Origin of the sequence: Loigolactobacillus jiayinensis (genome assembly GCF_003946445.1) — a bacterium.
Lineage (GTDB): Bacteria > Bacillota > Bacilli > Lactobacillales > Lactobacillaceae > Loigolactobacillus > Loigolactobacillus jiayinensis.
This window is the reverse complement of record NZ_RHOF01000018.1, coordinates 35,156-50,177: the sequence shown is the minus strand read 5'-3', so window position 1 is coordinate 50,177 and position 15,022 is coordinate 35,156. Positions and strand designations below refer to the sequence as shown.

Here is a 15,022-nt window from a genome sequence, read left to right as displayed (position 1 = left end):
CTCCCATCACGGGAACCTGCTTTATTTGTTTGGTACAAACCAGAAAGCCTGTTGGGCCACGCTAAACTCTAAATCAAAAGTACGATGGCCGAGGTCTTCACCGTCAGCTTGACCGAATTCTGGTGTGGTTGTTTGAATGCGTAACTTTTTGATGTGAAAGTGGTGCACTGGTGGCATTTTAGTGTGCCATTGGCGGAACATAAAAGCAAAAAGTAAGATAAAGTATAACGCATTAACCCGTTCCATAACAACGAGATCTAAATGATGGCTGTAAACTGACGCACTGGCTAAAATCGGTACGCCACCACCGAAATAGGGATGGTTCGTTGTCGTAACAACAAAGCCACGGTCAAATTGTTGTGGTTGGCCATCATCAGCGGTTACAGTCAGTGGAAAAGCCTTTTGCGTAAAAAAGGCTTTGACTAATGAAGCTAAATACGCCAATGAGCCGGCGTGATATTTGTTCAGATATTTTTTGGTTACGGAACGATTAGTGATGTGAACGACATTGGCGTCAAAACCAATGCCGATATTATTGCTAAAATAGCTCGTTGTTTGGCGTTGTAAATCATGACAACGCCCAATATCTAACATTAATGGCTGCTTAGCGTTTAAAATTTGCGCCAATGCTTTTTGAGGGTCAGTTGTGATGCCAACACCGCGGGCAAAGTCATTACCAGAGCCACAAGGAATATAGGCTAGAGGTACTAAATTTTTAGGCACTTGTTGTAAACCGTTTAAAGCTTCATGCAGCGTACCATCACCGCCTAGTACTAATAAAATTGGTGCTTGCTCAGCGGGGCGGGTACTATATTTTAAAGCTAAATCGTAGGCTAGATTAGTTGCGTGTTTAGGTGCTTGCGTGAAATGTGCCGTATAATCAATATTGTGTTGATAGAGTTTTGAGGCGATTTGCAACCAAGTTTGGCGAGTACGACCGCCACCGGCAAAGTTATTGATGATCACATAAAGAGAACGTTGTAAGGACACAGAGCCACTTCCTTCTAAATTTGAAAATAGAATGGCTCAAAAGGCGCGTGATTAAACGCCTTTTGAGCCATTCTTTAGTAGCAAGTCAAACTTTTAACCACAAATATAGTTAAAAGTAACATAACAGATAAAAACTTAAACTGTAACTAACATTGGTAAGATCATTGGGTGTCGTTCAGTTTGATCAAATAAGAATTCTTGTAGATCACCAATGATTGCATCGCGTAACATTGCTTCAGTCACTTGTTCATTCTCTTTGAAAATATTACGCATAATCCGGTAGATCCGCTTTTGTCCCTTGCTGATCAGTTCGCCAGATTCACGCATGTAAACAAAACCGCGAGAAAGAATATCCGGGCCAGCCAAGACTTGCTTGGTTTTTAGATTAATAGTCGCCACGACGATCACAATGCCTTCTTCAGAAAGAACTTGCCGATCATGGAGAACAACATTGCCGATATCACCAATACCACTACCATCGACATAAACGTCGCCAGCGGTGAAGTGACCAGCGATCCGTGCTGAATCATTTGTTAACGCTAAAACATCGCCATTTTCCATGATAAAGGTATTGTCCTCAGGTACGTGGGTCTGTTCAGCTAACTCAGTATGGATTTGGAGCATCCGGTACTCACCATGAATTGGCATGAAGAATTTGGGCTTCATCAAGCGTAACATCAATTTTTGTTCTTCTTGGCCACCATGACCAGAAGTATGCACATTATTGACCTTACCATGAATAACTTCAGCGCCGGCTTCAGATAATTCATTGATAACATGATTAACACTAGTCGTATTACCAGGAATTGGGTTACTGGAGAAGACCACGGTGTCACCAGGTTGAATTGAAATTTGACGATGTGTTCCGTTGGCAATACGACTTAACGCTGCCATTGGTTCGCCTTGTGAACCAGTACAGAGAATCATAATCTTATTGGCAGGAATATGGTTAAGTTCGTTGCCTTCTACTATACTTTCTTCTGGAATGTTAAGGTAGCCAAGTTCTGTGCCGTTAACGATGGCATTTTGCATACTGCGACCGAAAACAGCAATTTTACGACCTGCATTTAGTGCCGCGTCACTGGCTTCCTTGATTCGTGAAATATTAGAAGCAAAAGTTGCAAAAATGATGCGACCTTCAATTTTATCAATAATGTGCTTTAATGATTGCTCAACAAAACGTTCAGACTTAGTAAAACTAGGGATTTCAGCGTTAGTACTATCAGACATTAAGCAGAGAACGCCATCTTCACCTAAACGAGCCATTTTTTGAAGGTTAGGGGCTGGTTGATCGCCGACTGGAGTCAAATCAAACTTGTAATCACCAGTTTCAACAATCGTCCCTTGCGGTGTTTTAACAGCAACACCTAGCGTATCGGGGATAGAGTGCGTTGTTCGGAAAAACGATACGCTAGTTTTACGAAACTTCAAAACCGTGTCTTCGTCGATCTCATGTAGGTCAGCATCCTTTAATAGGCCGCGTTCTTCTAATTTACCGCGGATCAAAGCAAGTGCTAAGGGACCAGCATAGATTGGGACATTGATTTGTTGAAGTAAGAAGGGAATACCGCCAATATGATCTTCATGACCATGAGTGATCACTAAAGCTTTAATTTTAGATAAATTGGCTACTGCATAAGCATAATCAGGAATAACGTAATCGATACCTAATAATTCATCTTCAGGAAATTTGATACCACAATCGATCAAAATAATTTCATCCTGAAATTGAATACCATACATATTTTTACCGATTTCACCTAAGCCCCCCATGGCAAAAACGGCGGTTTCATTATTCTTGACGTTCAGTTTCTTCATCATTGAACTCCGTTAATTTATAATTTGGGCTTTTTTGTTCGTATTCGAGATGGTTACCAATCAATTCTTGAATAAATTCAACGTTATAGGGGGTTTGCGTTTCGATAATTGACCGAGCTGCCACTGCGTCAGTAGCGTCCATATAAAGGGTCTTTGTGCTTTCACGACGGGGTGACATCGCTTTGTTTTCTTGATAAAGTACTTTAAAAATCATTAGAAATAAATCGCTCCTTTGAAATAAATATAAGATATTGACTAATATAGTTACACTACTAAAAAGCCCACGATATGAGTGTGAGGCTTCCATTGTGCAATTAGATTGTTTTCTTCCGAACAAGTGGTTGTAAAAACAACGTATGACTGAATTTTAGCATAAAACATTTAATAAGTATACTGACTGGTCACGTGATGTGTTGCTGTGTTCGTTCACCGCTGACAGGAATGCAACTTTTCGAAACGCTATCAACTATGGTACAGTAAGAATAGAAAAGTTATCGGTTAAAATTAACTTTTAAGGAAGGATCAAACTAATGAATACACTGCTGATTATTTTAGTGGCGTTAAGCGTCATTATTTTAGGCCTAGGCCTAATTCTGATCCAGCGCTTACGACGAAATCACGCCTTACGCTTATTACAATTAACGAGTCAAAAAGCTAGTGATGCAGCGGCGGCCACTGCGCTAAATCAATTAAGTCAACAAGACTTATTGCCAGCATTAACCGCGCCATTAGTTTCACAAGTTGCTGCAGATATTTGGGGTCGTGGTGTGTTGGTATTTGAATATCAAGTTACGGCTGGTAAGCTAACAGCTGCCCAATTAACCATGTTGACGCACCAACTGGAGCAAGCATTAGTGCAGGCCGCCAAACAACAAGGGTTAACGGCTTTTAAGCCGGATATACCGGTTTTCACAGTTTCAGATATTTGGTTATTGACTGGTAATTTACATTTTGATATTGCTTATATGCGTAACCAGGCAACTTTTGATTACGTCGCGGATATGCGTAAGTTAAGCGTAGAAAAAGGAACTAATTAAAAAAATGAGCCGCAATTGCGACTCATTTTTCCTAATCGATGACTAAATCTTCGTTTTCCATAGTGAAGGGATGATCATGATCGATATGATCGTAGAACAAAACACCATGTAAATGATCAATTTCATGTTGGCAAACGATTGCTGGATAGTTCTTGAGGCGAATTTTATGCTGATTCCCATCAACGTCGTAGTAGCGTAGTGTGATGCGATCGTGACGGACAACATAGCCGGGAACATCACGATCAACTGATAGGCAGCCTTCACCTTCAGAAAGTGCAGCACCTTGAACTGAGTGGCTAATGATCACCGGATTGACGATCGTATCTTTAAATAATGGGGCTTCACCATCAGCGCTAGGAACTAGAACCGAAGCCATTTGTAAAGAGACGTCAACTTGTGGCGCCGCTAAGCCGACACCTGCGCGTAGTTGGTACTTTTCCGCAATTTTGGGATCTTGACTATTTTCTAAAAATTCCATCATATCATGAGCCAATTGGCGTTGCTCGTCACTTAAAGGAAATGTTGCTTTCTTTGCTTCCGAGCGTAGCGTGTTATTGCCTTCACGAATAATATTTTTCATTGTAATCAACCTACATTACCTCCGCTTTATTACCATTCATTAGAATAGTTTAGCATAAGTATTTATAAAATTAAAAGCCTGTTTAAGCAAGTTATGATCAAATGAAAAATAAACTTTTTGAATTTTGCTGATTCTGGCTTAAAATAGAAATGAATCTACCTGGTTTTTGGGAAAGGGGTTGAGTGAGTAAATCGCGGTTGTGGCGGCTTACTCGATTTAATGAATAAAAATATTATTATATGCGGTAGTGCAGAGCGTGTGTATGCGGCAACACTGGCCTGCTTATTAGTGGATTTTCCATTAACCATTAATTTATTGGCTGACGATGGCTTAAGCGTGGATCAGTTACAAGAGCTGGTCAACGCGGCTGATCTACAAAACCATATTGTCGTCCAAGAGGTGAACACGGCAGCTTTTAAAACTGCCGATTTGCTGTTGATCACAGATTTACAAACAATTTCCAGTGAAATATCTGCCAGCGACTATGCAACGGCCATTTTACCTGATTTTCGTAAATTGATTGCCAGTGCGATGGCTAATGGTTTTGCGGGTAAGATTTGTTTGTTACAAAAATATGATGAACTATTCACCTACTTCGCTTGGCGCTTTTCTGGGTTGCCACAAAGTGATATCGTTGGTTTTGGAACGTTTCCAGCAACTTTATTATTGGAGCGTTTGTTGCAAAAGCAGCTGCGGGTTGGCCGCCATGACGTGCGCGCTTATGTTGTTGGTACGACGCAGCAACCAATTGTTGCGTGGAGTCGCGCGTACATTGGTGTTGCCCCAGTTTTGACCTTGGTCGCCAATGAAACCACTGATTTTGATGCTGATAAAATGATGCAATTGGAACAGCGGGTTCAAAAAGAAAGCAGCGTTGAGCAATTTGCATTGCAGGCCATTTGTTTGCAGACGGTTTTGCAGGCGTTGTTATTTGAAGCAGGTCTGCTATCGACATTTACGACATTGCATCCTTATCACGATGATCAATTTGTGGCGTATAGTGCGCCGGTGTATCTCAGTGGATCAGGCACTCGACAAGTAACTGAATTATCCTTAACTAAGGAAGAACAAGCTGAATTGGCGGCAACCTTAGCGGTAACTCGTGATGTACTTACTCAAATTGAACAAGGAGGACTTGGCGTTTGAACAATCAAAATTATCAATACCCGTTAGATGCAGACTGGTCACAAACTGAATTAGTGACGGTGATTAATTTCTATCGTGCAGTGGAGCAGGCGTATGAACAAAAAAGTAATGTCGCCCAATTTTTAACGGCTTACCAAGCGTTTAAAAAGATTGTACCTGGTAAAGCTGACGAAAAAAGATTAGATCGTGAATTTAATCAAGTTTCAGGCTATTCAATTTATCGAGCAGTGCAAGCAGCAAAAGCAACAACAAAGCAACAATTTCAGATGGGATGAGGTGTTTGTATGGATCTATTAGAAATTAAAGCAGTTAACACGGATGTACAACGGTGGTTGGCCACCGCCGCGACAAATTTACGTCAGCATTTACATACCCATTTTCAAGTGCAAACAAAATCTGGGCGTAATGACTTGGTCACTAATTTTGATAAAGAAACGGAACATTACTTAGTTGATCAAATTCGGCATAGTTTTCCTAACGATCAAATCGTTAGTGAGGAAGGCTTTGGCGATGCTGTTCAGAATATGCAGGGCCGTGTTTGGTTCGTTGATCCAATTGATGGTACGTTAAATTTTGTTAAGCAGCGTAATGATTTTGCCATGATGATCGGCCTGTACGAGGACGGTCGCAATGTGCTTGGCTATATTCTAGACGTTATGCCCAATAAGTTGTTGTGGGGTGGGCCAAGTATCGGCCTGCATTTAAATGAAGAAGCCATTACGGCGCCAGAAAATGCGTCCTTGGCGGCTGGCTTATTCGGGGTTAACGGGCCAATGTTTGCCCTTAATCGTGAGCGGGTGCGGGATATTGTTTTTGCCAGCTCAGGTGCGCGGATTCTAGGTAGTGCAGGCCTAGAATTTCAACATGTTGTGTTAGGCCGCCAAGTTGGTTATATTTCTCGCTTGATGCCGTGGGACTTTGCGGCCGGCAAAATTTTGGCCGAAACAGCGGGTTTATCGGTCACAACAATTGACGGCGACCCTATTAATATGCTAAAATCACAAGTTGTATTAGTTACAACGCACCGCGCGCTGCCAGAAGTTCAAAAAATTAGGCAGTCATAAAAGTACTTTTATGAATAATAACGCAGGACTGTGGCAAAGGTCACAGTTTTTTTATGGCGTTAGGGCGGATGTTTTCTGAAAAAAGCTGCGCACCAACGATATTTTCTGGTATAATATGCTGTTGAGTGTGAATTTCGCCTGAGATTCTTGATCACAAGCCATTTTTGTGGCGTAATATTGAGGTTTAGCTCGTTGATATTGATTGAGCTAAACGAGATTAGGCGCGCAATATTGCTTGTTTTCAGAAACACTATTGGCAAGTTATCTGTCGTTGGTGCATTTAACCAAATAAGAACTTGCTTCCCAATCTGACCTAGATTAAGTCAAACTGTGACAAATTTAGATTGGATTGTCGAAACATTGAAGTTTATTGGCACTTAGCGTTAATAAACAACCATTTTTGATTTTGAAAGGATAGAGTAAAGTGAATCGTAGAGATGATATTCGCAATATCGCAATTATTGCGCACGTCGATCATGGTAAGACGACCCTAGTTAATGAAATGCTGAAACAATCAGATACTTTAGATGAACATATCCATTTAGAGGATCGCGCCATGGATACAAACCCAATTGAAAAAGAACGTGGGATCACGATCTTATCAAAGAACACCGCGGTTGATTATGCTGGTAAGAAAATCAACATCTTGGATACACCAGGACATGCTGATTTCGGTGGCGAAGTTGAACGGATCATGAAAATGGTCGATGGTGTTTTATTAGTTGTCGATGCGTTTGAAGGTACTATGCCGCAAACTCGTTTTGTTTTGAAAAAAGCTTTGGAACAACATCTGACACCAATCGTTGTTATTAACAAGATTGATCGTCCGGGTGCTCGTCCTGAAGAAGTTGTTGACGAAGTACTTGATTTGTTCATTGAATTAGGTGCCGATGATGACCAATTGGAATTCCCAGTTGTTTATGCCAGTGCCATTAACGGTACTTCAAGCATGGATTCAGATCCAGCTGCGCAAAAACATACAATGAATCCTTTGTTTGACACGATCATCAAAACAATTCCAGCACCAATTGACAATTCTGATGAACCATTACAATTCCAAGTTGCCTTGTTAGACTACAACGAATATGTTGGCCGTATCGGAATCGGTCGTATTTTCCGCGGTAAAATTAAAGTTGGCGATCAGGTTTCTGTTTTGAAACTTGACGGCTCAGCTAAAAATTTCCGTGTAACTAAGCTATTTGGTTTCTTCGGCTTGAAGCGAGTTGAGATCAACGAAGCTAAAGCTGGGGATTTGATCGCCGTTTCTGGGATGGAAGATATTTTCGTCGGTGAAACAGTGACACCAGTTGATCATCAAGACGCTTTACCAATTTTGCGGATCGACGAACCAACATTGCAGATGACCTTTGTTGCCAATGATTCACCATTTGCTGGTCAAGAAGGCGAATTTGTTACTGCACGTAAGTTGGAAGAACGCTTAAAGACACAATTGCATACTGATGTTTCATTACGGGTCGATGACACTGATTCAGGTAGTGCTTGGTTAGTCTCAGGTCGTGGCGAATTGCATTTGTCAATTTTAGTCGAATCATTACGTCGTGAAGGCTATGAATTACAATTATCACGTCCACAAGTTATTTACCGGACGGTTGATGGCGTCTTAAGCGAACCATTTGAATCTGTTGTCATTGATACACCCGAACAATATACAGGGACGATCATTGATTCCTTGTCACAACGTAAAGGTGAAATGCAAAATATGGAAAGCGAAGGCAATGGCCAAACTCGCTTAACCTTTATTGCACCTTCACGTGGTTTGATTGGGTATTCATCAGAATTCCTTTCCCAAACTGCTGGTTATGGTATTATGAACCATACGTTCTCTAAATACATGCCAGTAATCAAAAACTGGGAACCAGGTCGTCGTAATGGCGCTTTGGTTTCAATCAACGCTGGTAAGACGACTACTTACAGCTTGGAAGGTATCGAAAGCCGCGGTCAATTATTCTTAGGCGCTGCCGTTTCTGTTTATGAAGGTGAAGTTGTTGGCCAAAGTAATCGTGAAACTGATATTTCGGTTAACGTTACTAAAGGTAAGAAACAGACTAATACCCGGGCATCTGGTAAAGATCATTCCGCAGCAATTGCGGTCCCACGCAAGATGTCACTAGAAGAATCAATTGAATTCTTGAACGAAGACGAATACTGTGAAGTAACACCAAAGAGCATTCGTTTACGTAAAAAGATTTTAGACACTGGCGAACGTGAACGTGTTGCTAAGCGTCGCAAGATTGCTTCTAAAAAATAAAAAAATTAATTTTAAAGAGTGTGTTAGGAATCGCTAACGCACTCTTTTTTTTGCGGAAAAAATAATTTTCTTGCTTAATAGTGACTAAAATCAAGTTTAGACTTACTGTGAGTAGCAGCGGGGGTTCGCCGGCAGGCTAAATTTACTTTATAATAAATAAAGACTTAATAGACTTTTATTGAACTCGGTGCGTATTCAAAACTCGCTATGGTATAATATTGTTTTATAAAGGTAAGCAGATTCTCAAGTGTATACTGGTCATTAATTTTACAGTATATGTCTAACTACTTAACCAATAATTTGAAAAAGGAGGTCGCGATAATGACTGATAATCCACAGGCAATTACGGCAGATATGGTGTTGCAAGATGATGCAGACAAGATTGAAGAGTTGGTCAATAAGCAACGTGTTTCGCTTTGCTTGAGTCAGTGTCCAGCATTTGAAGAAGTCGTCGATACGCAAGTGTTTGGCTATTCAAAAGAGGTCATGCTAGCTGTGCGTTTAAATTTGATTCCTGAGGAGCAGGGTCATGACTTGGTGCGCGACTTAGAACAGCGGCTAAATGCCATCTACGCAGATAGTTTTGACAAACAAAAACAGAAATAGAAGGAGGCTGTTCCTCCATTGCGACAGAAGTTACTTCGCTGGATACAGCGTAATTTGCAGTACCGTGATTACTTACCTTATCTAGATTATTATATTTTAGTTCCTTATTTACTGCTTTCTGGAATTGGTATCGTCATGGTTTTTAGCGCTAGTTCTGATTATGTGATCATGCGTGACGCTAGTCCAGTTAGTTATTTGATCAAACAGGCCTTTTTTGTTGTTTTAGGGCTATTTATTGTAGCTGCTTTTTATCTAATAAAATTAGATATTCTCAAAAGCATGAAGAAAATATTCATTTGTATCATTATTTTAATTATTGCTTTAGGCTATTTATTGTTTGCTGGCCATTCTGTTAACGGCGCTTCAGCTTGGATCAATGTTGGTTTCTTTAATATTCAACCGGTAGAATTTGCTAAGTTTATCTTAATTTGGTATTTAGCTTATTTCTTTAGCCATCGTGAACATGATTTAGCGCAGGCTAATTTAAAGAGTTTAGGCCGTAATTTAATTCGACCAGGGTTGCTTGTTGGCTTTATCATGTTTCTTGCTATTCGGCAACCGGATATTGGCGGCACCTCAATTTTAGCTGCCATCACATTGGTTTTAGTTTTTACAGGTGGCGCGCGTTTTCTTTATGGATTTAGTTTTAGTGCCATCGTAGCTGTTTTGGTTGGCGCTGGGTTTATGTATCTACAAAAGTTGCCGATCCATGCTAGTAGTGGGTATCAATATCGGCGTTTAATGGCGTTTGTTCATCCTTTTGCCTTAGCTGGAACTGATGGTAAACAGTTGGTCAATTCCTACTATGCAATCAATAATGGTGGTTGGTTTGGCGTTGGTCTAGGCAATAGTATTCAGAAGCGTGGCTATTTACCAGAACCATATACTGACTTTATTATTTCAATTACAGCAGAAGAATTAGGTTTGATTGCGGTTATTATTATTTTAGCGTTGGTTTATTTCTTAGCGGCACGCATTATTTTGGTTGGTATGCGGGCCCATAATTCTTTTAACGCATTATTTTGCATTGGCATTGGTGCAATGATCATGGTACAAACAACCATCAATGTCGGTGGTGTTTCAGGTATTTTGCCAATTACGGGGGTTACATTTCCCTTTGTGAGTTACGGGGGCTCATCTATGCTAGTGCTGGTGATGTCGATTGGGGTGGCGCTAAACGTTAGCGCAACTGAGAAAGGCCGCAGTATTAAGCGTAAACAAAAAATGCTGAAAGGTTAATCTATTAATGAAAGGGTGATATTTAGTATGAAGAAAGTGCTGATCGCGAACCGGGGAGAGATTGCGGTACGTATCATTCGCGCGTGTGAGGAACTAGGCTTAAAAACAGTCGGTATTTATGCCAAGGAGGATGAATACTCGCTCCATCGTTTTAAAGCTGATGAAGCTTATTTAGTTGGTGCTGGCAAACAGCCGATTGCGGCATATCTTGATATTGAAGATATTATTCGCATTGCTAAAATGAGTGGTGCTGATGCGATTCATCCTGGTTACGGTTTCTTATCAGAAAATGCGCAATTAGCGCGGCGTTGTCGTGAAGAAGGACTTACTTTTGTTGGGCCAACTGCTGAATTATTGGAAATGTTCGGTGATAAGGTAGCGGCTAAGCGGGCCGCACATGAAGCTGGCGTGCAAGCAATTCCGGGCAAAGACGAACCAGTTGCTAACCTAGCTGAAATTGAGGACTTCGCAACAACTTATGGTTATCCAATCATGATCAAAGCAGCCATGGGCGGTGGTGGTCGTGGTATGCGTATTGTGCATAGTGCGGCAGAATTGTCTGATAGTTATGAGCGGGCTAAAAGTGAAGCGTTGCAGTCCTTTGGTAGTGATGAAATCTATGTTGAACGTTTCATTAAGTCAGCCAAGCATATTGAAGTTCAGATTCTCGCTGATCAACATGGGAACGTGCTCCATTTATTTGAACGCGATTGTTCAGTGCAACGCCGCAATCAAAAAGTGATCGAAGTGGCCCCTTGTGTCATGCTAACGGATGAACAGCGCGAACGCGTTACGGGCGCAGCAGTACGCTTTATGCAACATGTCCATTACTTAAATGCAGCAACGATTGAATTTTTATTTGAACCTGCTAACGATCAATTCTACTTTATTGAAGTTAACCCACGGGTACAGGTTGAACATACGATCACTGAAATGATTACGGGTATCGACATTGTACAAGCTCAGTTGAAAATTGCGCAAGGACAAGATCTCTTTACTGATATTGGGTTACCGCATCAAGCTGATCTACGGTTCCATGGTGCCGCAATTCAATGCCGGGTCACGACTGAAGATCCGTTGAATAATTTCATGCCCGATACTGGAACGATTGAAACCTACCATTCACCTGCTGGTAACGGGGTACGTTTAGATGGTGGTAATGCGTATGCTGGAGCAGTAATCACGCCATATTTTGATTCTTTATTGGTTAAGGTCTGCACGCACGCCTTTAATTTTGAACAAGCAACGCAAAAAATGTTGCGTGTACTCCGTGAATTCCAGATTCGTGGGGTCAAAACCAATATCGCGTTCATGGAAAAGGTTATTCAACATCCCGAATTTATTTCTGGCGAAGCTGAAACAACTTTTATTGATAACACACCAGCGCTATTTGCTATCCCGCGTGCAATCGATAATACGACACAGAAAATGCAATACATTGGTGATATCACGGTCAACGGTTACGGTGATCTTGATCGGCATGAAAAGAAATATTATCCTGAAGGTCAGTTTAAGGCTGATTTTAAGCCGTTCCCTAAAGACTTAGTAACAGCCAAAACAGTTTTGGATGCGCATGGTCCTGAGGCAGTTAATACTTGGTTGAAGCAACAAGATAAATTATTGCTGACTGATACGACCTTCCGTGATGCTCATCAAAGCTTATTTGCGACGCGCATGCGCACGCATGACATGTTGGGTATTGCTGACGGCATGCAACGGGCGTTACCTAATCTATTTTCTTATGAGATGTGGGGCGGTGCAACCTTTGACGTTGCTTACCGCTATTTAGTTGAAGATCCGTGGATTCGCCTGAAGCAATTGCGCCAGAAAATGCCGCATACCTTGTTCCAAATGTTATTCCGTGGCAGTAACGCAGTCGGGTACCAAAACTATCCTGATAACGTACTGGCTGAATTTATTAAGCAAGCTGCTACTGACGGTATCGACGTTTTCCGAATTTTTGATAGCCTGAACTGGGTACCACAGTTGGAGAAGAGTATTCAGGCCGTACGCGATGCCGGTAAAATTGCTGAAGCGGCGATCTGTTATACCGGTGATATTTTGGATCCAACCAAACGCAAATATGATCTAAAATACTATCAAGATTTAGCTAAGGAATTGGAAGCTGCGGGTGCCCATATTATTGGTATCAAAGATATGGCCGGGTTACTCAAGCCAGAGGCTGCCTATGAGCTAGTTTCCACGCTGAAAGACACCGTTGACTTACCAATTCATCTGCATACCCACGATACGACTGGTAATGGTGCTAGCACCTATCAACGTGCTTCTGCTGCTGGTGTTGATATTGTTGATGTTGCGCAAAATGCATTATCGGGCACGACTAGCCAACCAAGTATGGAAAGTCTATATTATGCGTTAACTAACAATCCACGCCAACCTGATTTAGATATTAATGCGGCGGAACAGCTTAATCATTATTTTGAAGGTATTCGGCCATTTTACGATGATTTTTCTAACGGTTTAGATGCCCCAGTGACGGAGAATTACATTGCGCAAATGCCTGGTGGTCAGTATTCCAACTTACGCCAACAAGCTAGTGCTGTTGGCTTAGGTGATCGTTGGGAAGAAGTTAAGCAGATGTACACAACCGTCAACAAGATGTTTGGTGATATTGTCAAGGTAACCCCATCATCTAAGGTCGTTGGTGATATGGCACTGTTCATGGTTCAAAGTGATTTAACTGAAGCTGACGTTTATGCTAAGGGTGATACACTTGTTTTTCCTGATTCAGTGATCAAATTCTTTATGGGTGATCTTGGTCAACCAGTTGGTGGTTTCCCAGAAAAATTACAAAAGATTATTTTAAAGGGTAAGACGCCACTAACAGTACGGCCAGGTAGTTTAGCTAAACCAGTTGATTTTGCAACGGTCAAGGCAGAGCTAGCCGCGAAGATCCAGGACGAACCAACTAACGAAGAAGTGCTAAGTTATTTGATGTACCCGAAGGTTTTCTTGGATTATCATGTGCGTAAAGAACTTTATGGTGATATTTCGACTTTGGATACACCAACTTTCTTCCAAGGAATGCGGCTGGGTGAAAAGATCGAAATCGATATTCGCCCAGGTAAGACTTGGATCTTGACGTTAAATGAAGTCGGTGAACCTGATATTGAGGGTAATCGGACGCTATACTTTACCGTTAATGGTCAGCGGAGTGAGGTCGTCATCAATGATAAGAGTGCGAAACAATCTGTTACCGTTTCGCAAAAAGCTGAACCAACCAACCAAGAACAAATTGGTGCGTCCATGACGGGGACGGTTTTAAGCGTTCTAGTCACGACTGACCAACTCGTTCAAAAGGGTGAACCATTATTGGTTACGGAAGCTATGAAAATGGAGACCACGATTCAGGCACCATTTACTGGCCGAATCAATCATTTGTACGTTCAAAAGGGCGATCGGGTTGATTCTAATGATTTATTATTGGAAATTAAGCCAGAAAAGATCCATGATAAAGATTAAGTAGGTGATATTTAATGATCATAACGGAAAATTCGGTAGCACTATTGGAACAAGTTGATCAGTTAGTCGCTAATTTGGCTGCTAGTCCGCTATTTCAAGTGTATCAACAGGCAAAAAAAGCGTTGGCGGCCGATGAAATGGCCCAGCAGAAAATAACTGAACTTAACGAGCTAAATGCTGATTTTCAAGCGATTGCCAGTTATGGTCATTATGCACCTGACTATCAGCGTCAGCGGCGTGCAGTGCGCCAGCTTAAGCGTGAAGTTACGTTGTGGCCGACTGTGGCGGCATTTAAGCGAGCAGAAATGGATCTGCAAACTGCGCTTGACGAAATTGGCCTACGCTTAGCTGATTGTGTTTCGCCGGATATTAAAGTGACGACTGGTAATCCATTTTATGTAACCAGCCATACACAGCACAAACATTGTAGTGTGAAGAGGGGTGAGTAGATGGCATTTACCATGACGCCGCGCCAAGGGTTAGTGATCTGGGTCTATAGTTTAAAACAACTACGGCAACTACGCCGCTATGGCACAATCTATTACACCTCGCGGCGATTGAAGTACGTTTATTTGTACGTGGATCAAGCGCTGATTCCAACAGTTAGTGAACAAGTTAAAAAGTTACATTTTGTGCGCCGCGTTGAAGTGTCACATCGGCCAGAACTAGATATGAATTTTGGTGATCGCGTGGGCCAGTTGGAAAAATCGGCACCGCATGAAGAACATGAGACAGCTGGGCCACGAATTTTGTTGACTAGTAAAGAAATATTAAAGAAGGATTCATAACG

At 41.5% G+C, this 15,022-nt stretch carries 14 protein-coding genes; 10 read left to right on the top strand and 4 right to left on the bottom strand.

Annotation, left to right across the window (positions count from 1 at the left end; all coding sequences use genetic code 11):
- Positions 1–21: 21 nt before the first annotated feature.
- From EKM80_RS05995 to EKM80_RS05985, 3 genes are all read right to left on the bottom strand, one after another.
- Positions 22–990: a diacylglycerol/lipid kinase family protein gene (locus EKM80_RS05995; RefSeq protein ID WP_125552209.1), complete on the bottom strand. Its 969-nt coding sequence runs from the start codon at positions 988–990 to the stop codon at positions 22–24.
- A gap of 135 nt (positions 991–1,125) precedes the next feature.
- Positions 1,126–2,808 carry a ribonuclease J1 gene (gene rnjA / locus EKM80_RS05990; RefSeq protein WP_125552208.1) on the bottom strand — a complete coding sequence of 561 codons (1,683 nt, stop codon included), beginning with the start codon at positions 2,806–2,808 and terminating at the stop codon, positions 1,126–1,128.
- Positions 2,783–3,022, bottom strand: a complete 240-nt coding sequence (locus tag EKM80_RS05985) for a DNA-directed RNA polymerase subunit epsilon (RefSeq protein ID WP_125552207.1) — start codon at positions 3,020–3,022, stop codon at positions 2,783–2,785. The genes rnjA and EKM80_RS05985 overlap by 26 nt, the downstream gene beginning before the upstream one ends.
- A gap of 316 nt (positions 3,023–3,338) precedes the next feature.
- On the opposite strand from EKM80_RS05985, the gene EKM80_RS05980 reads away from it, so the two are divergent.
- Positions 3,339–3,845: a hypothetical protein gene (locus EKM80_RS05980; RefSeq protein ID WP_125552206.1), complete on the top strand. Its 507-nt coding sequence runs from the start codon at positions 3,339–3,341 to the stop codon at positions 3,843–3,845.
- A gap of 31 nt (positions 3,846–3,876) precedes the next feature.
- Here the strand turns inward: EKM80_RS05980 and def are convergent, their stop codons facing one another.
- On the bottom strand, positions 3,877–4,434 hold the full coding sequence (gene def, locus EKM80_RS05975) for a peptide deformylase (protein WP_125552205.1): 558 nt from the start codon (positions 4,432–4,434) through the stop codon (positions 3,877–3,879).
- 210 nt (positions 4,435–4,644) lie between these two features.
- Here def and EKM80_RS05970 point away from each other — a divergent pair, with 210 nt between their 5' ends.
- The 9 genes from EKM80_RS05970 (at position 4,645) to EKM80_RS05930 (ending at position 15,020) form a co-directional block, all read left to right on the top strand.
- Positions 4,645–5,571: a Rossmann-fold NAD(P)-binding domain-containing protein gene (locus tag EKM80_RS05970; RefSeq protein ID WP_125552204.1), complete on the top strand. Its 927-nt coding sequence runs from the start codon at positions 4,645–4,647 to the stop codon at positions 5,569–5,571.
- Positions 5,568–5,846, top strand: coding sequence for a UPF0223 family protein (locus EKM80_RS05965; RefSeq protein ID WP_125552203.1), 279 nt, complete (start codon positions 5,568–5,570; stop codon positions 5,844–5,846). Before EKM80_RS05970 ends, EKM80_RS05965 begins: the two co-directional genes overlap by 4 nt.
- A gap of 9 nt (positions 5,847–5,855) precedes the next feature.
- Complete coding sequence (locus EKM80_RS05960) at positions 5,856–6,635, top strand: inositol monophosphatase family protein (RefSeq protein WP_125552202.1); 780 nt, start codon at positions 5,856–5,858, stop codon at positions 6,633–6,635.
- A 424-nt stretch (positions 6,636–7,059) separates the two neighbouring features.
- Positions 7,060–8,904, top strand: a complete 1,845-nt coding sequence (typA, locus tag EKM80_RS05955; protein ID WP_125552201.1) for a translational GTPase TypA — start codon at positions 7,060–7,062, stop codon at positions 8,902–8,904.
- A 321-nt stretch (positions 8,905–9,225) separates the two neighbouring features.
- Positions 9,226–9,510, top strand: coding sequence for a DUF1507 family protein (locus EKM80_RS05950; RefSeq protein ID WP_225418822.1), 285 nt, complete (start codon positions 9,226–9,228; stop codon positions 9,508–9,510).
- Positions 9,511–9,528: 18 nt separating this feature from the next.
- Positions 9,529–10,749, top strand: coding sequence for an FtsW/RodA/SpoVE family cell cycle protein (locus tag EKM80_RS05945; RefSeq protein ID WP_125552199.1), 1,221 nt, complete (start codon positions 9,529–9,531; stop codon positions 10,747–10,749).
- Between the two features lie 27 nt (positions 10,750–10,776).
- Positions 10,777–14,232: a pyruvate carboxylase gene (locus tag EKM80_RS05940; RefSeq protein ID WP_125552198.1), complete on the top strand. Its 3,456-nt coding sequence runs from the start codon at positions 10,777–10,779 to the stop codon at positions 14,230–14,232.
- 14 nt (positions 14,233–14,246) lie between these two features.
- Positions 14,247–14,681: a YlbF family regulator gene (locus tag EKM80_RS05935; RefSeq protein ID WP_125552197.1), complete on the top strand. Its 435-nt coding sequence runs from the start codon at positions 14,247–14,249 to the stop codon at positions 14,679–14,681.
- Positions 14,682–15,020: a YlbG family protein gene (locus EKM80_RS05930; protein WP_125552196.1), complete on the top strand. Its 339-nt coding sequence runs from the start codon at positions 14,682–14,684 to the stop codon at positions 15,018–15,020.
- The last annotated feature ends 2 nt before the right edge of the window (positions 15,021–15,022 follow it).